General features: G+C 55.8%; 19 protein-coding genes and 2 pseudogenes. 15 read left to right on the forward strand and 6 right to left on the reverse strand.

Translation table 11 applies throughout. The annotated features are described in order from the left end of the window. Positions 1–32: 32 nt before the first annotated feature. Positions 33–653, reverse strand: a complete 621-nt coding sequence (locus tag P1P91_RS13140; RefSeq protein ID WP_311883182.1) for a LysR family substrate-binding domain-containing protein — start codon at positions 651–653, stop codon at positions 33–35. Positions 654–806: 153 nt separating this feature from the next. Then, positions 807–938 (reverse strand): annotated as a pseudogene (locus P1P91_RS15185) (helix-turn-helix domain-containing protein); the annotation flags it as partial. A 137-nt stretch (positions 939–1075) separates the two neighbouring features. Between P1P91_RS15185 and P1P91_RS13150 the strand changes: the two are divergent. The 4 genes from P1P91_RS13150 (at position 1076) to P1P91_RS13165 (ending at position 6442) form a co-directional block, all read left to right on the forward strand. Further along, a complete protein-coding gene (locus P1P91_RS13150; RefSeq protein ID WP_311883184.1) occupies positions 1076–2308 on the forward strand; it encodes a Zn-dependent hydrolase in 1233 nt (410 codons plus the stop codon). A gap of 108 nt (positions 2309–2416) precedes the next feature. Further along, positions 2417–3877 carry a sodium:solute symporter family protein gene (locus P1P91_RS13155; RefSeq protein WP_311883185.1) on the forward strand — a complete coding sequence of 487 codons (1461 nt, stop codon included), beginning with the start codon at positions 2417–2419 and terminating at the stop codon, positions 3875–3877. Between the two features lie 29 nt (positions 3878–3906). After that, on the forward strand, positions 3907–5532 hold the full coding sequence (locus P1P91_RS13160) for an amidohydrolase (RefSeq protein WP_311883187.1): 1626 nt from the start codon (positions 3907–3909) through the stop codon (positions 5530–5532). Continuing rightward, positions 5519–6442: a CobW family GTP-binding protein gene (locus P1P91_RS13165; protein ID WP_311883188.1), complete on the forward strand. Its 924-nt coding sequence runs from the start codon at positions 5519–5521 to the stop codon at positions 6440–6442. The genes P1P91_RS13160 and P1P91_RS13165 overlap by 14 nt, the downstream gene beginning before the upstream one ends. A gap of 435 nt (positions 6443–6877) precedes the next feature. Here the strand turns inward: P1P91_RS13165 and P1P91_RS13170 are convergent, their stop codons facing one another. Then, positions 6878–8257, reverse strand: coding sequence for an IS1380-like element ISPsp9 family transposase (locus P1P91_RS13170; RefSeq protein ID WP_376717215.1), 1380 nt, complete (start codon positions 8255–8257; stop codon positions 6878–6880). Positions 8258–8383: 126 nt separating this feature from the next. Next, positions 8384–9640 carry an ISL3 family transposase gene (locus tag P1P91_RS13175; RefSeq protein WP_311883192.1) on the reverse strand — a complete coding sequence of 419 codons (1257 nt, stop codon included), beginning with the start codon at positions 9638–9640 and terminating at the stop codon, positions 8384–8386. 79 nt (positions 9641–9719) lie between these two features. On the opposite strand from P1P91_RS13175, the gene P1P91_RS13180 reads away from it, so the two are divergent. Further along, positions 9720–10295 carry a DUF488 domain-containing protein gene (locus P1P91_RS13180; RefSeq protein WP_311883194.1) on the forward strand — a complete coding sequence of 192 codons (576 nt, stop codon included), beginning with the start codon at positions 9720–9722 and terminating at the stop codon, positions 10293–10295. Positions 10296–10357: 62 nt separating this feature from the next. Here P1P91_RS13180 and P1P91_RS13185 read toward each other — a convergent pair whose 3' ends face one another. Continuing rightward, positions 10358–10759, reverse strand: coding sequence for an ectoine synthase (locus P1P91_RS13185; protein WP_311883196.1), 402 nt, complete (start codon positions 10757–10759; stop codon positions 10358–10360). Between the two features lie 569 nt (positions 10760–11328). On the opposite strand from P1P91_RS13185, the gene P1P91_RS13190 reads away from it, so the two are divergent. Continuing rightward, positions 11329–11865, forward strand: coding sequence for a TRAP transporter substrate-binding protein (locus P1P91_RS13190; protein WP_311883197.1), 537 nt, complete (start codon positions 11329–11331; stop codon positions 11863–11865). Here the strand turns inward: P1P91_RS13190 and P1P91_RS13195 are convergent. After that, positions 11764–13020: an ISL3 family transposase gene (locus tag P1P91_RS13195; protein ID WP_311883198.1), complete on the reverse strand. Its 1257-nt coding sequence runs from the start codon at positions 13018–13020 to the stop codon at positions 11764–11766. The two genes, P1P91_RS13190 and P1P91_RS13195, sit on opposite strands and share 102 nt — an antisense overlap. 103 nt (positions 13021–13123) lie before the next feature. Here P1P91_RS13195 and P1P91_RS13200 point away from each other — a divergent pair, with 103 nt between their 5' ends. The 9 genes and pseudogenes from P1P91_RS13200 to P1P91_RS13240 all read left to right on the forward strand — a co-directional run bounded on the left by P1P91_RS13200 (position 13124) and on the right by P1P91_RS13240 (position 19467). After that, on the forward strand, positions 13124–13687 hold the full coding sequence (locus tag P1P91_RS13200) for a TRAP transporter substrate-binding protein (RefSeq protein ID WP_311883199.1): 564 nt from the start codon (positions 13124–13126) through the stop codon (positions 13685–13687). Beyond that, complete coding sequence (locus P1P91_RS13205; protein WP_311883200.1) at positions 13684–14244, forward strand: TRAP transporter small permease; 561 nt, start codon at positions 13684–13686, stop codon at positions 14242–14244. Before P1P91_RS13200 ends, P1P91_RS13205 begins: the two co-directional genes overlap by 4 nt. A gap of 44 nt (positions 14245–14288) precedes the next feature. Continuing rightward, positions 14289–15521: a TRAP transporter large permease gene (locus tag P1P91_RS13210; protein WP_311883202.1), complete on the forward strand. Its 1233-nt coding sequence runs from the start codon at positions 14289–14291 to the stop codon at positions 15519–15521. 88 nt (positions 15522–15609) lie between these two features. Then, a complete protein-coding gene (locus P1P91_RS13215) occupies positions 15610–16353 on the forward strand; it encodes an aspartate/glutamate racemase family protein (RefSeq protein ID WP_311883203.1) in 744 nt (247 codons plus the stop codon). A 72-nt stretch (positions 16354–16425) separates the two neighbouring features. Continuing rightward, positions 16426–17106, forward strand: a complete 681-nt coding sequence (locus P1P91_RS13220) for a GntR family transcriptional regulator (protein WP_311883204.1) — start codon at positions 16426–16428, stop codon at positions 17104–17106. 211 nt (positions 17107–17317) lie between these two features. After that, the gene (locus P1P91_RS13225) at positions 17318–18283 is read left to right on the forward strand and encodes an NAD-dependent epimerase/dehydratase family protein (RefSeq protein ID WP_311883205.1); all 966 of its coding nucleotides are present in this window, start codon (positions 17318–17320) and stop codon (positions 18281–18283) included. A 198-nt stretch (positions 18284–18481) separates the two neighbouring features. Beyond that, positions 18482–18754, forward strand: a pseudogene (locus P1P91_RS13230) (transposase); the annotation flags it as partial. A gap of 81 nt (positions 18755–18835) precedes the next feature. Continuing rightward, positions 18836–19240: a transposase gene (locus tag P1P91_RS13235; protein ID WP_027961730.1), complete on the forward strand. Its 405-nt coding sequence runs from the start codon at positions 18836–18838 to the stop codon at positions 19238–19240. After that, positions 19237–19467 carry a helix-turn-helix domain-containing protein gene (locus P1P91_RS13240; protein WP_311883207.1) on the forward strand — a complete coding sequence of 77 codons (231 nt, stop codon included), beginning with the start codon at positions 19237–19239 and terminating at the stop codon, positions 19465–19467. The genes P1P91_RS13235 and P1P91_RS13240 overlap by 4 nt, the downstream gene beginning before the upstream one ends. Positions 19468–19544: the final 77 nt, after the last annotated feature.

Consider the following 19544-nt stretch of genomic DNA (forward strand, 5'->3'; position numbering starts at 1 on the left):
CAAACCGGCATCGGTTTTCCAGGGGGCTGCAGTCATTCGGAAGCCGACACCTGCTCCAGCAGTTTCCCGGTGATTTCGACAAAACGGTATACGGCCGGGTTTGTGCTGCTGTTTAACCAGGCCATTTCAGTGGTGAGCTTTGTATCGCTATCCGATAGCGGCCGTATAACAATGCCCGGTCTGTCATAGTTGAGATGGCAATCTGGATAAAGGGTAACCCCCATCCCTGCAGCCACGAGGCCAAAAATACTATCGCTGTTAGGCGCCTCTCGGGCGATCCTGGGCATGAACCCGGCCTCTAGGCATAACGCCTGGATCTGCGGCACCAGGTGCCGCCACTGATGTATTTCACCCAGTACAAAAGACTCCCCAGCTAACGCCTTAACCGGCACGGCGTCTAAAGCGGCAAGTCGATGGTGAGCAGGCAAAACCGCAACAAATGGCGTTTGATGAACGCAGCAGTGCTGCAGCTCTTTTCCGTTAACGGCCCCAGTCAAAAACCCCATGTCCAGACGCTCGCTAGCGAGATCTTCAAGCTGCTCATGAGAATCTCGGCGAATCAAGTCAATATCTACCGCAGGTAAGGCCTCATGAAAAGCTGCCAGGATGGAAGGTAAGCGACCATTGATGGCGAAATCGGTATAGCCAATCACTAGCTGGCCCCTCTCTCCAAGGTGCGCCTGGACTGCCCGTCGTTCAGCGCGCTCCATGATCCGCTGAGCCGCACGGCACTCTTCCAGAAAAAGTTTTCCAGCGGCCGTCAGGACAACATGCCGACGGCTGCGCTGCAGCAGTACTGCCCCTACCTTTTCCTCGAGCTGCTGCACTGCCCGACTCAGTACCGGCTGCGCAATATGCAGTCGTTCCGCGGCTCGGCGGAAATGCAGCTCCTCCGCTACCGCAACAAAATGACGAATATACGGCTGGAAATGTCTCATCACTGATACCTTTAAAGCATCAAAAAGTAGAATATTGATATTATACGTATCAGCAAGCCTTCTACTACTGTCAGTAAAGCGGTAATCATTTTATCGCCCCTTTGGTAATAGCAAAAATAATTGACAAGAGAAGCTTTATGGCCGAGGAACTCAGAATTAATCAGGATCGTCTTTGGCAGCGGTTGATGCGCATGGCAGAAATCGGCGCGACGCCTGCGGGCGGCAGCTGCCGTGTTGCACTCACTGAGGAGGATCGCCAAGGCCGCGACCTATTTATCGAGTGGTGCCACACGCTTGGCTGTGAAATTCGCATTGACCGCATGGGCAATATTTTCGCCCAGCGTCCCGGTACTGATCCGCAACGCTTACCGATCGCCTGTGGCAGCCATCTCGACACCCAGCCTCACGGCGGAAAATTCGACGGTGTTTATGGCGTGTTGGCCGGCGTGGAAATTTTTGAAACGCTAAACGAGAAAAATATTGAAACCGCCGCCCCGCTGGAAATCTGCGTCTGGACCAACGAAGAAGGCGCGCGCTTTGCTCCGCCCATGATTTCCTCGGGAGTCTTTGGCGGCACCTATGAACTCGATTATGGACTAAGCCGAGAGGATGCTGATGGCATCACGCTTGGCGAAGCATTGGAAAGTATCGGGTATACGGGAGCGCTACCCTGTGGTGACCACCGGCTCGGCGCCTTCATCGAGGCGCACATTGAACAGGGGCCCATTCTTGAGCGGCAAGAGGAAACCATCGGTGTGGTCACCGGTGTCCAAGGCTCTCGCTGGTACCGGGTGACCTTTCATGGCCAGGACGCGCATACGGGCTCAACTCCCATGGAGGGCCGTCGTGATGCCCTGCTCAGCGCTGCTCAAACGATCAATGCGGTCAAGAAGATCGCAGAAGGGCAAGCACCGTCCGCCGTTGCAACCGTGGGACGTATTGACTGCTTACCCAACTCCCACAACACCATACCTGGTGAAGTAGCGCTTACCGTCGACATGCGACACGCCAGCACCGAAACGCTCGATACCATGGAAACCCAACTCCATGAAGCAGCTAGTGCGGCAGCGCAGCAGGAAAGTACGGAAGTCGAAATACAGCGGATAATGAATACGCCTTCTGTCCACTTCGATACACACTGTATTGTTGCCGTCGCTTCGGCTGTTCATCAATTGGGGTATCCCCATCGGCGCATGCTTTCCGGTGCCGGCCACGATGCCTGCCATGTAGCGCGCGTGGCGCCTACCAGCATGATCTTTGTCCCTTGTGCAGGAGGACTCAGCCACAACGAAGCAGAAAGTGCCACCCCAGAGGATCTGGCTGCTGGCGCTAACACTCTGCTTTATGCATTGATCAAGTTAGCCCGTTAAACTCTAACCTACCCTAAAACATCAACGGATTAACCGAGAAAATTGATTAAAAACATATAAAAAGACAAACCATGAAACATAAAAACAAACTACTACTGGAGAAATCCTATGGCTTGGTATTTAACCTATACTATTGCATACTTCATTTTCATGTTTGCAGTAGGCATATACTACTTCACTAAAGTAAAAACATCAGATGAGTACTTGATCGCCGGCTGGAATATGGGATTCTGGAACATTACCGGAACGATCATCAGCACGAATGCTGGCGCTGCCGTTTTTATCGGATATGTCGGCATGGGATTTACCATGGGTATGTCCGGCTATTTTAAATTTGCTGTCCCATCTGTCCTGTTCAGCATGATATTAGTCGTTCTATTCAGCAAACCCTTAAGAAGACAGCGACTCTATACAATAGCCGACTTATTCAGCGAACGCTTTGGGAAAAAAGCAGGGCTGCTCCCGTCTATATTCTCTGCGTTTGTTTACTCTGTCCCCACAACGGCATTGCAGATAGTGGGCATGAGCACGATATTTAATATTGTTTTCGACACCCCCCTTAACTATGGCATCACTCTGTCTTTTTTTCTCATTCTAGGATTTACAATCTTAGGCGGCCTGGTAGCTACCATCGTTACTGACGCAGTGCAAAGCATTATCGTAATTGTAGGAATAATACTTCTTTCCCTTGCTGCTGTAAATTTTGGCGGTGGCCTTGACCAAATAATTGAGAGCACTCCGGCAAGCTATTTAAGCCCGTTAGGCCCGGACGGCCTTAGCGATGTACTTATCTTCGCCTTTACAGTAGGTCCTTTCTATATCGTATGGCAGTCCACGTGGCAAAGAATTTTTGCTTCACGCACTGAAGAAATAGCAATCAGAGCAGGTCTGGCGGGGTTTGGTATATACTTAGTCATTGCTATTCTTCCGGTTATCATTGGCGTTATTGCACGTCAGTTCGTCCCGTTAGACACAAGTCCAGATTTGGTTTTCTCCTATGTAACGGTTGAACTTATGCACCCTGCCATCGGCGGAATTGTCGTAATGGGACTACTCTCAGCCTTAATGACAGGCGCTGACTCTTTTATTCTTCAGGGAAGTTCTAATCTGGCACAAGATTTCTACCATCGCCTAGTCAACCCTCATGCCAATAAAAAGCAAAAAATGTTTGCCGCAAGGCTCAGCGTACTTCTTATCTCTCTCCTTGCCGTAGTTGTGGCTTATTTAGTAACTGATATTATAAGCATGTATCAGTGGGCGCTACGCATCACTGCTACCACTTTGCTTATCCCCTTTATCGCCGTTATGTTCTGGCGAAGAGCTACCGGCACTGCTTGCTTGCTGAGCATGAGCTTATCAGCCATCACAACCATTCTATGGCCTATTTTAGGCACAAACATTGATCCAGTTTTTCCCGGATTCTTTGTCTCACTGACCACCCTTATTGGCGTAAGCCTTGTCACTGATCATGCCGAAGACGAAAGTGTCAAAGCGATTTATTGGGAAAACCTTCCTACCGCCATATCAAGGCAGCGTTCTGACGCCAAGCTTTCTGATGAACATTCCTAATGTGTACAAACAAAAAAGGGAGCTCTACCATGACAACAATCTATTCTGCCAAGCGCATCATTACGATGAACCCGTCTCAACCGGAGGCCACCCACATCGCTGTCCGTGACGGGCGTATCCTGGCCGTGGGAACCCAGGAGGCCATGCAAGATTTTAAGGACGCCCGCCACGACGCGCGGTTTGCCCACGACATTCTTTTACCGGGCTTCGTCGAAGGGCATAGCCATGCGCTGGAAGGCGCCTTATGGAACTACGGCTATCTAGGCTATTTTGGACGCACCGACCCTGATGGACACTATTGGGAAGGCTTACGCAGCATTGAAGCAATGCAGCAGCGGCTAAAGAAATATGCCGCCACGGTGGATAAGGCATCGCCGGTCATCACTTGGGGATTCGACCCAGTATATTTCCCTGGCGAAGAGCTCAATCGACATGTGCTGGATGCCGCCGTCAGCGAACGCCCGGTCGTGGTGTTTCATGCCAACCTCCACGTTCTGACGGTCAATACTGCCATGCTCAAGCTAGCCGGTATCGATCAGGTAAAAGATACCCAGGGCATTCGCCTGGGGGAAGATGGCAAACCCGACGGCGAGCTACAGGAAATGGCCGCCATGCATGTGGTATTCGACGCGTTGGGCTTCAGCATCTTCGATCTTGTGGCTTCCACCGAAACCTTGCAACGCTACGCGCGCATCGCACGACACAGTGGCATTACCACAATTACCGACCTGTACAACCCGCTGTCCGATGAAGGAATCACCGCCCTGGAAACGGCCACTGCGGATACCGCCTATCCGGTGCGAATGGTACCAGCCATGGCGGCCCTGAACTGGTCCCCGGATGAGGGCATAGCAAGACTACGCGATTGTCAGCACCGCGGCAGCGACAAACTCCACTTCGGCCCGGTCAAGCTAATGACCGATGGCTCAATTCAGGGCTACACCGCACGGCTAAAATGGCCTTATTATCATGATGGCAGCCCCAACGGCATTTGGAACGCACCGCCGCAGCAATTGAAAGATATCGTCCATCATTATCATCAAGCCGGCATTCAACTACACATCCACTGCAACGGCGATGAAGCCGTAGAGCTGATGCTCGATGCCATTGAGGAGGCCCAGGAACTCTGGCCACGTTTCGATCACCGTCACACCTTGCAGCACTGTCAGATCATGGATCATGCGCAACTACGGCGTGCTTCCCGGCTTGGCATCTGCCTGAACATTTTCGCCAACCATCTTTATTATTGGGGTGATATCCACCTTTCCCGCACCCTGGGCTTTGAGCGCTGCCAGCGCCTCGAGCCTCTGGCCTCCACCAGGCATTTGAACATTCCCCTGGCTATTCACAGCGATGCGCCCGTCACGCCGCTCGGTCCACTCTTCACGGCCTGGTGTGCGGTCATGCGGCATAGTGCTTCGGGGGTACAGCTGGGCGAACAGGAAAAGCTCACGGTGCCGCAAGCGCTGGAGACGATTACCCTTGGCGCTGCCTATACGCTGCGGCTGGATCATATGGTCGGCAGTCTGGAAATCGGTAAGTTTGCTGATATTACTGTCCTCGAGGAGGACCCGCTGGCCTGTGAGCCAAACCATCTCAAGGATATCCGTGTGAAAGCCACCGTCCTGGGGGGCGAGGTACATGCCGACGATTAAGTGCGCGCCGATTCCTGTAACTGTCATCGGAGGCTTCCTCGGTACGGGCAAGACCACTTACCTCAACCGCCTGATCCAAGGCGGCTTGCGCCCGGATGCCCTGATCATCGTCAACGACTTCGGCGACATCAATATCGATGCGGCGCTGATCGAGTATCGTGATGACAATGTCATGCAGCTCAGCAATGGCTGTATCTGCTGCACCTTGGGCGGCACTCTGGCAGAGCAACTCGCTGAAGCGTTGCGTATCCGTACAGAGCCCGGAGCGATCATCATCGAGGCAAGCGGTGTCGCGAACCCGGCACGCATTGCTGATATAGCGCGTGTTTCTCGCCGACTGCACTTGGCTGAAGTGGTGTGCATTATTGATGGCTCTCGGGCTCAGCAACACGCAGCAGACCCGCTGGTAGGTGATGCCTGGCGCGACCAGGTCAAGGCAGCGGATACCCTGCGGGTCAATCGTCTAGCTCCCCACGGTACGCGCGAATTCGAACAGTGGTTAAGGCAGTTCAACCCACACGCCCTTATCCAATACGAGACAGAAGGTACACCGGCCGACGCATCTCTCCAGCCGCCCATTTCTCCTTCCCCTCCAGGCCCAATCAGCCACCACGCCGCGCCGCACGGTCATTGGCATACCTTCAGCCTGTCTGGCCAAGAGAAAATCGATAAGGCGCGCCTCGCCACGCTGCTTGAAGCATACCAGGACGTACTTTTTCGTGCCAAGGGCTTTATGCTTGTCGAACCCAGTGGCGACATCGAATTATTGCAATTCAGTGGGGGGCGACTGCATTGGCAACCTGCGCTGCACGCGCCCAAGGAAACCAGGCTCGTCTTTATTGGGCTATCCGGGGAACGTTTCAGCGCCTTCGAACAAGCCGTAAGGCTATTATTGAAGGATTCATTATAAATAGCATCTCCTCTTCATCATGCATCGAGGCATCAATCCCGCCCGCCTGGAAGAGCGCATACTCAAGGTAATGAGTGGGCTTCAGCACGACTAGCCGCTGAGTAGCCGTTATCACCCCATGCTGTGCCCCCGGTATTAGGCCGCGGTTCACGGCTGACAGTGCTGCGACTATTCTATGAATCCAGGGGTTAAACTCCATGAACCCGCCTCATTCACGAGGGTGCTGATTGAGCGGTCTGAAGGTACTGACTGGTGGCATCGCTTATCAGGATCGGCTTCTTCAGTGCGAATGGCCGTTGAGTAATGCCAAAACGCTGAAATTTTCCCGCTTTCTTATAGCTCTTTGGAATCAATTGCGACCGTCCAAGCAGCCGTGATCGCCGCCCGCCGCTCCGGTCGCTCGCTTTCTGATGCTGTGGTGGTCTCGCAGGAGCGTCAGCTCAGTGCGGTCAGCTTCGGCAGCCCCTTCAGCAGCGTCGGCCACCACTTGTCGGCGGCGGCACCCAGATGAACGGTGATTCGCCGAGCGTGCAGCCTCAGCGTGGCGGCGACCTTCAGCACCTGCTCGCGCATCCGGCTGAGGCTCCAGCCTTGCCGGGTCTGCCGCTCCAGCAGGCAGCGCAGGCCATGCAGGACCTGGTAGGCGTAGAGGCTGAGCAGCAGGCTCACCTCGTTGCGTGCCATCACGTCCTGAACGGTGGAGGCGCCGCGATCGGTCGACGAGAGGTGCACGTCGAGCGCCGACTTCACCTCGCCCATGTGCGCCTCGGCGCTGCCGCGCTTGCGGTAGAGCGCCAGGACCTTCTCCGGCGGCCAGTCGAACTTGCCGAGGTTGGTGACTAGGAAGAAGGCATGCAGCAGCAGGTCATCGGGGCGTTCCTGCACCACCAGCACCACGCGACGCGGTGCCGACCAAGAGCCCGCTTGATACTCCAGGTCATGGCACCACTCGCGAGGCTGCTCGGGTGGCCGGCCGGGTGGCCGCTTCAGGTGCGGTGCCGCCAGCTTCTGCAGACCGGTGTGACTGCGCAGCCGGCCCAGGTACTCGATGTCACGCTCTTCCAGGGCCGCCAGCGTCGCGTTGTCGGTGAAACCGGCGTCGATGCGCACGCGAACCTGAGCCCCGGTGCTCTCGTTGAGTCGCCGCACCAGATGCGGGATCCAGGTGTCGGCGTTCTCGGCCGGGCCGGCGTTGCCCTCGCGCAGCAGGCCGCCCACCATGTCACCGGTCTCGGCCAGCGAGGCGACCAGCGGCGAGTAGATGCGGGCCCCGTAAAGGCCATGATAGGCCGACCCGCCCTGGTGGCCATGCACCTCGATCGGCAGGCCGTCGATGTCCAGCGTCAGCTGTTTGGGACGTTCACCGTTCTGCAGCGAGGTCAGGCGCCAGACCACCAGCCGCAACAGGCCTTCGTGCACGGCATCGATATTGTCGTTACGACCGAGGCAGCTCAGCAGCCGCGACAGCGTGGCTTGAGACGGCCGGTCCTGGACCAAGGGCGTCATGCCGCGCGCATCGCTGCAGGCCAACTGCCAAAGCGGGTCACGGCGCAGCGTGTCGGTATCGCTGAGATCGATCCAGCCCATCGCACGCTGCAGCACCAGGGTACGCAACTGGCTGGCCAGCGAATGACGGATGCGCAGCGGGTGGCGTCGATCGACCAGATTGTCTTCCAGCGCCTCGATCACGCCGCTGTTGTCGAGGGCCTCACGCAACAGCAGAGCGCCGCTGTCGCTGGTGGTGCGCTGGCCGCTCAGCTCAACACGGACAGCGCCGTTGCATGAGGGCGTCCAGGTGGATAGGCTTTCACCCATAGCGGATGGCTCTCTTGGTTCAGGTTCTTGGCGGAACACACTGAATTTTCAAGAGAATACCATCCGCTATCTTCGTTTTCAGGCCGGCCTCATGAATAAGCCGGGATGAACCGGCTCTTCGACGTTTCATGTGGATTTGGCCTGATCGAGCAAGCGTCCCACAGGACTGCCGATCAGGTAGATCATCGCGATGAAGTTGGCCTCATTTCGGTAACCACGGGCACGTGATCGAGCTGCCTGGAACAAGCCATTCATGCCTTCCAGGCGGGCGTTGGTCAGACCGGATATCCAGCGTCTTACCACCTGTTCGGTATGCCGCTCAAGCGTCGCAAGGGCCTTCGCCATCGGCTTAAGCAGTACCTGGCCGGTGACGGCCCTTCGCATGACCTTGAGGTAGTTCGTAATACGCCACCGAGCGGCGCGTGGCGTGGGGGCTTTCTGGATCCAGCGCAGCTTTTCCTTGATGACCCAGGCATCCCCCGTGGCCCCTTGATCGGCGATCAACTCCTGAAGGGCTGAGACCTGTTGGGCTGTCATATTGCCATTATCCAGATTCTTCAGGATCGCCCATCGAAGGGACTTGGGGTGTGCCTTCTCACGGCGCTCCTTCTTGCGGACCTCGTCCAACGCCCTGGTGAAGGTCTGCACGATGTGGAACCAGTCGACCGTCACCTCGGCCCGGGGCAGACTCTCAGCCACGCCGCTGAGGAACGGCTTTGACATGTCGCAGACCACTTCGGCCACGTTATCGGGCGCGCCACCATGCGTCGCCAGGAACGTGCTGAAGGCCTTGATGGCCTCCTTGCCATGGCCCGGAATGGCGAAGATGACTGGTTCCTGTTGACGCTGCATGTCGAGAAACACGGTGACGTAACGTTGCCCGCGCCGGGAGGCGGTTTCATCCACGCCGACGGTAGCCACGCGGCTCAGGTCCAGCGCTCCCAGCATGCGGCCTACATAGTGGTGCACGATGCGCCATAGTCGTTTATCGGAGATCTCCAACTGCCGGGAGACGGCCAGCACCGGCATCTCCTTGACCAGTGACATGGCGGCCTGCTCGAACAGCAGAGTGAAGTCGCTACCCGGTCTCGCCCAGGGCACCTCGATGCGCTTGACGCCATGCTCGGGGCACTTGGTGCGAGGCACGCGCGCATGCAGATAGCAGTGATGCTGGAAAAAATTCAGATGTCGCCAGATTCTGTCGGCGAAGTCGTGAGCCGGACAGGCCTCGCCGCACTCCGGGCAGGGGTAAAGGCTGCCGCGCTCGGCCTCGACATAGAGATCTAGCCGATGAGGAGACACAGCGGTATCCAGGTGTTGATCCTTGAGAGCCCAGGGGGCTTCCAGTCCCAGACCAAGCGTTAGAATTTGGGTACCGTCCATGCCATGCCTCCTGTTGTCGTCGAGGCCATATTTTGGCCCAGCTCAGGTGGCGAATTCCACACCCAACGACGAAGAGCCGATGAACCCAGCCATTAAGCAACGGAGAGAAGCCTTTGTGACCCATGCCTTTTACACGGTCGGGCATTCAACCCGATCCCTTGATCAGTTGGTCGTCCTGTTACGTATGGGCCATGTCGAGCATGTCGTTGACGTGCGTGCCATGCCACGTTCACGTACCAATCCACAGTTCAATTACGACACGCTGCCCGAGGAGCTTGCGCCGTTGGGTATCGGCTATACGCATAGCCCGGGGCTAGCAGGATTGCGCAGCCGATCGAAAGCCGTAGACGACACTACCAACGGCTACTGGCGTAACCGCAGCTTCCATAACTACGCGGACTATGCCTTGTCGGCAGCCTTTCGCCAGGCGCTCGCATCGCTGATTGAACTCGGTCGTCATCAATCTTGCGCGGTGATGTGCGCTGAAGCGGTGTGGTGGCGCTGCCATCGTCGCATCATTGCCGATCACTTGCTGCACCAGGGCAAGCAGGTTTATCACCTGATGAACGATAGCCGTGTTCAACCTGCGGTAATGACTGAAGCGGCCCGGACCGGCGATGATGGCACTCTGATCTATCCCGATCCGGCGAGGTAGTCCCAAGCTTACGCAGACAAAGCTAATCAGCTGCTAAACAAGAACGCGCAGCCGGCAAGGCGTTACCGCTGGAGCACTGTGCCATCGTCATCAAGCAGTGGATAGCTGCCTTGCTCGTCGTGATCCTCCGGCCCCACCAGCGCCGGCGAAAAGGCGCAAATCACGGTCATGCCCTTCTCGCTCGACAGAATATGCTGCTGATGCTTGTCCAGCGCATAGAGCACGCCGGGCTTGAGGTCCCATTTTCCGCCTTCGGTGAGATCCTCAATCTGCCCTTCGCCCTCGATGCAAAGCACAGTTTCCTTGTGGTTCTTGTACCACATATGGAGCTGTTTGCCGGGTTTGATATAGGTCTCGTGCAATGAGTGCCCCATACCGTCGGCGCGCAGGGTATAGCGGCGACTAATCCACTTTTCCTCGTCGACGGCATCGTTCTGGGCATCTTCGTGAGTCCGTATGATCATGTCGTTCTCCTCTGTTTGGGCTATCAACCTACTAGGGAGCAATATTCTGGCTGGCGTATCACCCTATTGCCGCTAGCACTTCTTTCCATATCTGATCCATTGGAATAGGCGACCTTTACGTCGATACGATACGGCGCATCGTTAGCCATCAGCGCCAAGCCATCATTCGTAGTAATAGCCCTGCCGCGCCTGCCTTTCCCATAGCAAGCTTATTATTTTTTGCCAGAGCCGATACCACAAAGTCAACAGGCTGTACCCGATAGATAGCGGGCCAATAGCGCTTGGGGAATGCCCCAGCCGTCTTCGACTTTGTGACGTCAAATAACCGATTCGTAGCAAGCACACTTCTGCACCAGCGCTTCTATAATCTTAAGAAATGTAAACAGCTGTATTTACATGCTTAATAATCGCTTATATAGAATTATTAACTCATTGTTTTTAAACAATTTATAAAAAATCAGTATTTTGTATTTTGTATTTCTTCAAAACTCGGCTACGGTTTCCTTGGGGCATCCCTTCATGCCTTGAACCGCGCGACACTGAATAAAACGCACAGCGAGGAAGCCGTCATGATGACAACAACAACACGCCTAACCCGCCACTGCTGCACCGCCCTGCTGATTTTGGGTCTTGGGACACCTCTGCTGGCCGATGCTGAGTCCCTGCGCTTCAGCGGCAACTTTCCGAACGACCACTCCAGCAGCAAAGCCATGGAGGTATTCAAGGAAGAGCTGGCCAGCCGTACGAATGGCAATCTGACCGCTCAGCTGTTCCCCAATATGCAGTTGGGTGGCGCCAGCGAAAATGTTGACCAAGTCTCGAGCGGCTCCATCGCCGGCACTTGGATTGGCCCTGCATACCTATCGCGTATCGTCCCAGAGCTTGAGGTACTGAGCCTGCCCTTTGCCTTCGACAGCCGCGAGGACGCCTTTCGCGTCATCGACGGCGAGGTGGGCAAGATGCTCGACGAAAAGCTGGCCGAAAAAAACTGGTTCTTCGTCGTTTCATGTGGATTTGGCCTGATCGAACAGGCGCCCCACCGGGCTGCCAATCAGGTAGATCATGGCGATGAAGTTGGCTTCGTTCCGGTAACCCCGTGCGCGTGACCGAGCCGCCTGAAACAGACCGTTCATGCCTTCCAGTCGTGCGTTCGTCAGTCCCGAAATCCAACGCCTGACCACCGCATCGGCGTGGCGCTCCAACGTCGCCAGGGCCTTTCCCATCGGCTTCAGCAATGGCTTCTCCGAGACCGCCGCCTTCATGACCCTGAGGTAGTGCGTGATGCGCCATCGAGCCGCTCGTGGCGTCGGCGCCTTCTGGACCCAGCGCAGCTTCTCCTTGATCACCCAGGCATCGGACGTGGCGCTCTGGTCAGCCACCAGCTCCTGGAGAGCCGCCAGCTGCTTGGGCGTCAGGTTCTCGTTGTCCAGGCTCTTCAGCAGGGCCCAGCGCAGCGACTTGGGGTGTTCCTGCTCGCGGCGCTCCTTCTTGCGCACCTCGTCTAGCCGCTTGGTGAAGGTCTGCACGATATGGAACCAGTCGACCGTGACCTCGGCCTTGGGAAGGTACTCAGCCACGCCGCTGAGGAAGGCTTGTGACATGTCGCAGACGACCTCGACCACGTTGTCCGGATCGCCGCCATGGGCCGCCAGGAAGGCGCTAAAGGCCTTGATGGCGTCCTTGCCGTGGCCGGGGACGGCGAAGATCACCGGTTCCTGCTTGCGTTGCATATCAAGGAACACCGTCACATAGCGCTGGCCACGCCGGGACGCGGTTTCGTCCACGCCAACGGTGGCCACGTTGCTCAGATCCAGCTGCCCCAGCATCCGACCGACGTAGTGATGCACGATGCGCCACAGCCGCTTGTCGGAGATCTCCAGCTGTCGGGAGACGGCCAACACCGGCATCTCCTTGACCAGTGACATGGCCGCCTGCTCGAACAGCAGGGTGAAGTCGCTGCCCGGCCTCGCCCAAGGGACCTCGATACGCTTGACGCCATGCTCCGGGCACTTGGTACGCGGCACGCGAGCATGCAAGTAGCAGTGATGCTGGAAGAAGTTCAGGTGCCGCCACGTCTTGTCAGCGAAGTCATGAGCCGGACAGGCCTCGCCGCACTCAGGGCAGGGGTAGAGGCTGCCACGCTCGGCCTCGACGTAGAGGTCCAGACGGTGGGGCGATACGGAGGTGTCCAGGTGCTGGTCCTTGAGAATCCAGGGCGCTTCCAAGCCCAGGCCGAGGGTCAGAATCTGGGTGCCGTCCATGTCATACCTCCTGTCGTCGTGGAGGTCATATTCTGGCCCAGCTCAGGGGGCGAATTCCACACCCAACGACGAAGAGCCAAAAAACTTCGTAGCCCTAGGTTGGATGGAAATGGGCTTTCGACAGGTTACAAACAGTCAGCGACCGCTTGAGACCATCGAAGACTTCCAGGGCCTGAAGATACGCTTACAACCCAACGAGGTTCACCTAGATACTTTCCGCGCTATCGGAGCCAGTCCAGTTTCCATGGACATTAGCGAAGTCTATAGCGCTTTGCAGCAAGGTGTAGTAGATGGTCAGGAGCAACCCTATTCCCTTACTAATACTCATCGCCTGGATGAGGTACAGAGTTACTTCTCTGATACCAAACATTTCTACGACTTCATAGTAGTCTTAATAAACCGAAATGTCTTCAATAACTTAAGTGACACACAGCAGAAAAATGTGCATGAAGCCATGTCCAAGGCCGTGGCCTGGCAGCGCGAAAAAGCTGGTCAAGAAAACGAAGCTGCACGCCAGACACTGATTGAACGCGGTATGCAGTTCACTGAAATTGGAGATAAAACCCGCTCTCAACTGCGTAAAGCCACCCAAGGCGTGGTAGAAGATCTGCGTGAAGAAGTCGGCGCAGAATTAGTTGATCAGGTGCTCGAGGAGTCCGGATCATGACGCCCCGCCCCTGGCATCGGCTGGGGGCTTATGCTTCCAGCCGATTCAAGCGTTATTTTATACATAGTTTAGCATTGCTCGACCGAGGTTCTTATTACACCATTCTAATAGCGATGGGCATGATGACGCTGCTGGTCACATTACAGGTATTCGCTCGCTACATCTTATCGGACTCGATCGATTCTGCTACTGAACTCTCTCGTTTGTTCTTCGTATGGTCGATATTTCTAGCTATTCCACATGGCATTAAGGTGGGAATTCATGTAGGTATTGATGCCTTGGTCAACTTGCTACCTAAGGCTATACAGTGCCGACTGCAGCGCCTAATGGCTCTTCTCAGCGCCGCACTTATGGCGGCGCTGGTCTGGATCAGCATAGGCGCTGTAGCCGACAAGTGGCAGCAATTGATGCCCACCATCCCAATCACTGCCGCCGTATTCTATATTCCCGTGCTACTTAGTGCCGGGCATTGTTGCCTGCACCTGATTGCGCAAGCCTGGCAAATTGAACCACTGCCCAGCGCACCCGCGGCGAGCAAAGAAGGGGAAACTTTATGACTTTGCCAATCATTATCACATTTCTAGCTCTTGCACTACTATGCATGCCGCTGGCATTTGCTTTAGGTTTAGCTTCGCTGGTCGGCCTGTATGTCGGTGGCATGGACTTTTCAGTGCTGCCGCAGCGTATGTTGCACTCGATCAATAGTTTTCCTCTGATGGCTATCCCGCTGTTCATGCTGGCCGGCGAGCTCATGGTGGCCGGCGGCATTCTGCAACGTCTGGTGGATTTTGCCAACTCTTTAATCGGCCGTGTCCATGGCGGGCTGGCACACGTCGCTATCGTCGCCGGTATGGTGCTCGCGGCCGTCAGCGGGGCTGCCGTTGCCAGCGCCAGCGCCTTGGGTAGTTCATTAGTACCGTCCATGCGCCAACAATACGATACTGGCTATAGCAGTGCTGTCGTAGCATCAGCTGCAAATTTGGGCGCCATTATTCCGCCGAGTAACGCCATGATCGTGTATGCGCTGATGGCCGGTTCCAGCGTCTCCGTCGGCGGGCTGTTCATGGCCGGTGTGGTGCCGGGGATCATTCTTGCCGTGGGCTTTATGGGGCTGGCCTCGTTTATTGCGGCAAAGCGGCGCTATCCGCTCATCGGCGGCAACCTGGGGCTGAAGCACGTGCTAGTTCAGACCTGGCGTGCCCTGCCTATTCTGCTGATGCCTATCATAGTGGTTGGCGGCATTATCGCCGGGGCTTTTACGCCAACAGAAGGGGCTGCCATCGCCGTGGTCTATGCCCTACTAATCGGTTTCTTCGTAACTCGCAAGCTGCGCCTGTCAGACCTCCCCAAGGCCATGTTCAATGCCGCAGTGACTGCTTCCATGGTCGGGGCCCTCATTGCCTTCGCCTCAACCATGACATTTGCGTTCACTATCGACCTGATCCCGATGCAACTGACTAGCTGGATGCAGGGGCTGACTTCCGAACCGTTGACTTTCCTGCTTCTGGTGATGGCACTCTTGATCTGCGTGGGTATGTTCATCGAATCCAACGCTGCCTATATCATGCTAGTGCCGTTGTTGTCACCGATCGCCCTGACTTACGGTATTGATCCGCTACTGTTCGGTTTCCTTTTCGTTATGAATCTTGTGGTGGGTATGATGACACCACCTGTGGGGGTGCTGCTATTTGTGATGTGTGGCATTTCTAAGATCAGCCTTAACGAGCTGCTGAAGAGCGCATGGCCATTCATCGCTTTCCAGTATGCGGTGCTGGTTGCCTGCATCACCTTCCCGGGCATTGTAACCTGGTTGCCGCGGACGCTTGGATACTGACTATGCCTCTAACCTCCACTCGTGCTAGAGGGGTCTTTCTTCCTTGCGTAGCAAACTATCTCATCATAACTAAAACAGTGAGCATGCCATGAAACTACTGGTCATCAATCCCAATATCTCCCAGGACGTGACGGACCTGATCGAGGCGGAAGCCTCACGCAGCATTCGCCCCACCACCGAGCTTTCCATGGCCACCGCGCCGTTTGGCGTGGCCTATATCGAGACCCGGGCCGAATCGCTGATCGGCGGCTACGCCACTCTGCAGGTTGCCGCGCAGCACTACCGCCAATACGACGCCATCGTGGTCGCCGCCTTTGGCGACCCGGGCCTCAACGCCCTGCGCGAAATCATGCCGATTCCGGTGGTCGGGATGACCGAGGCAGCGCTGATGAGCGCCTGCCAGCAAGGGGGGCGCTTTTCCATCATCGCCATTTCCCAGCGCATCCAGGCCTGGTACCGCGAATGCGTCGCGGCTTATGGCCTGGGGGGGCGCCTAGCGAGCATTCGCGCTCTCGATGAGCCGCTGCAGCATATCGGCCAGGTACAGGAAAACCAGGGCGAACGGCTGATCGAACTGGGCCGGCGAGCCGTGGAAGAAGACGGCGCCGACGTACTGATTCTGGCCGGCGCCCCTCTGGCGGGGCTTGCCCGTTCCGTGGCCGACCAGATGCCTGTACCGGCCCTGGACGGCGTAACCTGTGCCGTGATCCAGGCGCAGGCCATGGCTGATATAGGAGCAACTATGCCCTCCGCAGGTAGCTTCGCCGCCCCGCCCTGCAAGCCCTGCCAAGGCTTACCTGAGGCTTTGACAAAATTAGTTGGTCGCCAATAATTGATGACCCATACGAGCAGAGCTTCCTCGTATGAGCGGGGAATGGAACAACCCAGCTAAGAGGAAATACCCATGAATATGGAGTCGTCCGCGGGCGCTTCTCGCATTATACTACCGACCTTGGCAGAAGAAGCCTACCAAACCTTACATCGGCTGATCGTGCGTGGCCAGCTATCGCCTGGGGTCCTCCTTCAGGAACAAGCTCTATGTACGCAGTTGGGTATTTCCCGGACCCCATTGCGTGAGGCTCTAAAGCGCCTAGCAGGCGAAGGGTTGGTGCTTATGCCTCGCAATCGCCGTTCCCGGGTCGCTCCCATTGATGTCCAAGAACTTGAACACCTCTTTGAAGTAGAGGCTGGTTTGGAAAGCATGGCCGCCGGTTTGGCGGCCAGCCGCATAACTAATACCGAACTCCAACGTTTGGAAATGCTGCAGGAGCGCTTAGAGAAACTTCATGTCCAAGGCGACCGCGCCGGCTATTTCGAGCTCAACCAGCGCATCCATAGCTTAATCGTAAATGCTGCTAAAAATCCCGTACTGGAAGAAACTCATCAAAGTTTGCTGGGCAGGCTGGAGCGAGCCCGCTACTTAGCTCTTAATCGCCTGGGCCGTTGGCAGGAATCAACTAATGAACATCGTGAGATTCTCAACGCGCTCAAAAACCGAGATAGCACACTCTCTCAGTATTTATTGGCCGAGCATGTCCGGCATACTGGCGAGGCCATCGCTTCCATTAATCGTCATTCCCCATGAGGAGCCGCCCAACATGAACATTGAAGAAGAACCGCAAAATTCATAATGATTTATTCAACGGCACTGAATGTGACAATACTGTCATGGCCGATTTAGTCGTACAGAAGAACATTTCCACGCCGCCTGTGGATGATGCTAGTAACAATATTGTTTCCGTTGACCGGGCGCTAAATAATAGCAGATCAAATAAACCATCCTCAAGAGGTTAACTATGCCAACACTCATAACAGGAAATTCTGGGTTTGTAGGACTCGCCCTGACAGAGAAGCTTTTGGAACTTGGGAGTGACGTTGTGGGATTCGATACGAAACCTCCTTCTCCAGAAGCTCTAAGAATTTTTGAAAAATTACCTGGAACCTTCACACACAATATCGGTGACATTCGTGACCCATTATCTATCGAGGCAACCCTAGCTTCTCATCCGTGTGATGTGCTTGTAACACTGGCTGCGGTCACTGCTGATGAATCAAGAGAGCGTCAACAGCCCGGCTTTATTTACGAAGTCAATGTAGCCGGCGCTCTGCATGCCATTGAGGCAGCCACAAGGCACGGCATCTCCCGCTTTATCCACATGAGCTCAGGCTCAGTGTATGGTAAAAGTGGCTACGAAGACGCCGCGCTTGATGAGTTTAACACGGTTTGTCGGCCAGAAGGGCTGTATGGGATGTCAAAACACGCTGCAGAAATTGCCGTAACTCGCTTGCAAGAACTGCACGAGATCGACTTGGTCATTGGCCGCTTGGGAACATGCTTCGGCCCCTGGGAACACGATACAGGATTTCGTGATACGTTGAGTGCGCCATTTCAAATCCTGAAAATCGCCCAAAATGGACAGACCGCTATCCTACCACGCGATAGCAAGCGTGACTGGCTTTACATCCGGGATGCTGCATCAGCAATCACTTCTCTTATCCAATCTCGCCAGCTTCCACATCGTATCTACAACGTAGCTTCTGGCTTCGAATTTTCACTCTTTTCGTGGTGCCAAAAGTTACAATCATACTTCCCTAACTTTCAGTGGTATGTAGACGACTCCGACAGAAGATACAACGTCAATTTGTATGGGGATAAAGATCGCGCCAGCATGGAAATCACCAAGCTCTTGTCCACTACGAAGTTCAAGCCGCTCTATGATCTCGACACTGCATTCGAGGATTTTATGAGTTGGCAAAAGTAATTTGGAAAATGTAAGTGAAGACAGCAACCACCCTCGAGGCGCTCAAGGCCCGGGACGGCGAGCAGGCTCAACGGCTCCTATCCGACCACGTGCGCCATACCGGCGAAGCCATTACCAATAGCGCCCGCTAGCAGTCTGTCGGGTTTTCGATAACGACGTGAGATACTCTCATCATGCTGCCACTACTGGAACGTCGCCATGAGTCGCTTCATCCCCGTTGACCGCCAGACCGACTATCTCCTGCCGCCTTCGGTGGACGAGTGGCTGCCCGATGGCCACCTGGCACGGTTCGTGGTGGATATTGTCGAGCAACTGGATCTTTCGGCATTGACGCGGCGCTACGCCGGCCGCGGGCACAAGGCGCATCACCCGGCCGTGCTGCTGAGCCTGCTGATCTACGGCTACGCCACCGGGGTGGTCTCCAGCCGCAAGATTGAGCGTGCTACCTATGACTCGGTGGCGTTCCGCTACCCCTGTGTGTCAACCTGAATCCATACACCGGCTCAGTGAGTTAAGCTCAATATCAGAGCCCGAGGTTCAGGAGCCCGTATCATGCCGAAACCGCCAACCGAGCTGCCCGATCATCAGGTCACGCCGAATCCCAAGCTGGAGAAACGCACACGTCGTCAGTTCTCGACCGAATACAAGTTGCGCATCCTCGCAGAAGCCGATGCCTGCCAGCATGGTGAGCTCGGGCAGCTGTTACGCCGCGAAAAGCTCTACAACAGCCAGCTGACCACTTGGCGCAAGGAGCTTGCCGAGAGCGGCGTGGAGAAGCTCCACAAGACCGCCCCAGGGCCGAACCCGAGCAAGACGCCGGAGCAGAAGCGTATCGAGGCACTGGAGCGTGAGAACGCCCGTCTTCAGCAGAGGCTCTCGACCGCCGAAGACTGCCTATCGCTCCAAAAAAAAGCGCTATCGATGCTCGATCGCATGAACAATGGGAGCGAACCATGATCACGGTGCTCGAAGAGCGCCCGGCGCGCCTCCCATTGGCCATGGCCTGCCGAGCCCTGGGCATCAACCGCAGCACGGTGTACGCCTGGCGAAAACGCCGCCATGAGCCTTATACCGGAGCTTCAACGTCGCGCCGGCATTGCCCGCAGCCCAGGGCCCTGTCGGCCGAGGAGCGAGCGAAAATGCTGGAGATCGCACATAGCGAGCCTTATCGGGATCAGCCCTGAGGAATCCCCATGAAATGGGTAATAAAATCAGCATGATAGGATTGAAAAAGCCTGCATGAGTCATGCATGTTGTGAGT

The organism is Halomonas piscis (assembly GCF_031886125.1).
Taxonomy (GTDB): domain Bacteria; phylum Pseudomonadota; class Gammaproteobacteria; order Pseudomonadales; family Halomonadaceae; genus Vreelandella; species Vreelandella piscis.

Bases quoted from the DNA above. Each gene is read 5' to 3' on its own strand.
- P1P91_RS13200 (WP_311883199.1), top strand. From the start codon at position 13,124: ATGGAAATGGGCTTTCGACAGGTTACAAACAGTCAGCGACCGCTTGAG.
- P1P91_RS13240 (WP_311883207.1), top strand. From the start codon at position 19,237: ATGATCACGGTGCTCGAAGAGCGCCCGGCGCGCCTCCCATTGGCCATG.
- P1P91_RS13185 (WP_311883196.1), bottom strand. From the start codon at position 10,759: ATGATCATACGGACTCACGAAGATGCCCAGAACGATGCCGTCGACGAG.
- P1P91_RS13225 (WP_311883205.1), top strand. From the start codon at position 17,318: ATGCCAACACTCATAACAGGAAATTCTGGGTTTGTAGGACTCGCCCTG.
- P1P91_RS13205 (WP_311883200.1), top strand. From the start codon at position 13,684: ATGACGCCCCGCCCCTGGCATCGGCTGGGGGCTTATGCTTCCAGCCGA.
- P1P91_RS13190 (WP_311883197.1), top strand. From the start codon at position 11,329: ATGATGACAACAACAACACGCCTAACCCGCCACTGCTGCACCGCCCTG.
- P1P91_RS13195 (WP_311883198.1), bottom strand. From the start codon at position 13,020: ATGGACGGCACCCAGATTCTGACCCTCGGCCTGGGCTTGGAAGCGCCC.
- P1P91_RS13165 (WP_311883188.1), top strand. From the start codon at position 5,519: ATGCCGACGATTAAGTGCGCGCCGATTCCTGTAACTGTCATCGGAGGC.
- P1P91_RS13215 (WP_311883203.1), top strand. From the start codon at position 15,610: ATGAAACTACTGGTCATCAATCCCAATATCTCCCAGGACGTGACGGAC.
- P1P91_RS13155 (WP_311883185.1), top strand. From the start codon at position 2,417: ATGGCTTGGTATTTAACCTATACTATTGCATACTTCATTTTCATGTTT.
- P1P91_RS13180 (WP_311883194.1), top strand. From the start codon at position 9,720: ATGAACCCAGCCATTAAGCAACGGAGAGAAGCCTTTGTGACCCATGCC.
- P1P91_RS13220 (WP_311883204.1), top strand. From the start codon at position 16,426: ATGAATATGGAGTCGTCCGCGGGCGCTTCTCGCATTATACTACCGACC.
- P1P91_RS13160 (WP_311883187.1), top strand. From the start codon at position 3,907: ATGACAACAATCTATTCTGCCAAGCGCATCATTACGATGAACCCGTCT.
- P1P91_RS13175 (WP_311883192.1), bottom strand. From the start codon at position 9,640: ATGGACGGTACCCAAATTCTAACGCTTGGTCTGGGACTGGAAGCCCCC.
- P1P91_RS13150 (WP_311883184.1), top strand. From the start codon at position 1,076: ATGGCCGAGGAACTCAGAATTAATCAGGATCGTCTTTGGCAGCGGTTG.
- P1P91_RS13210 (WP_311883202.1), top strand. From the start codon at position 14,289: ATGCCGCTGGCATTTGCTTTAGGTTTAGCTTCGCTGGTCGGCCTGTAT.
- P1P91_RS13235 (WP_027961730.1), top strand. From the start codon at position 18,836: ATGCCGAAACCGCCAACCGAGCTGCCCGATCATCAGGTCACGCCGAAT.
- P1P91_RS13170 (WP_376717215.1), bottom strand. From the start codon at position 8,257: ATGGGTGAAAGCCTATCCACCTGGACGCCCTCATGCAACGGCGCTGTC.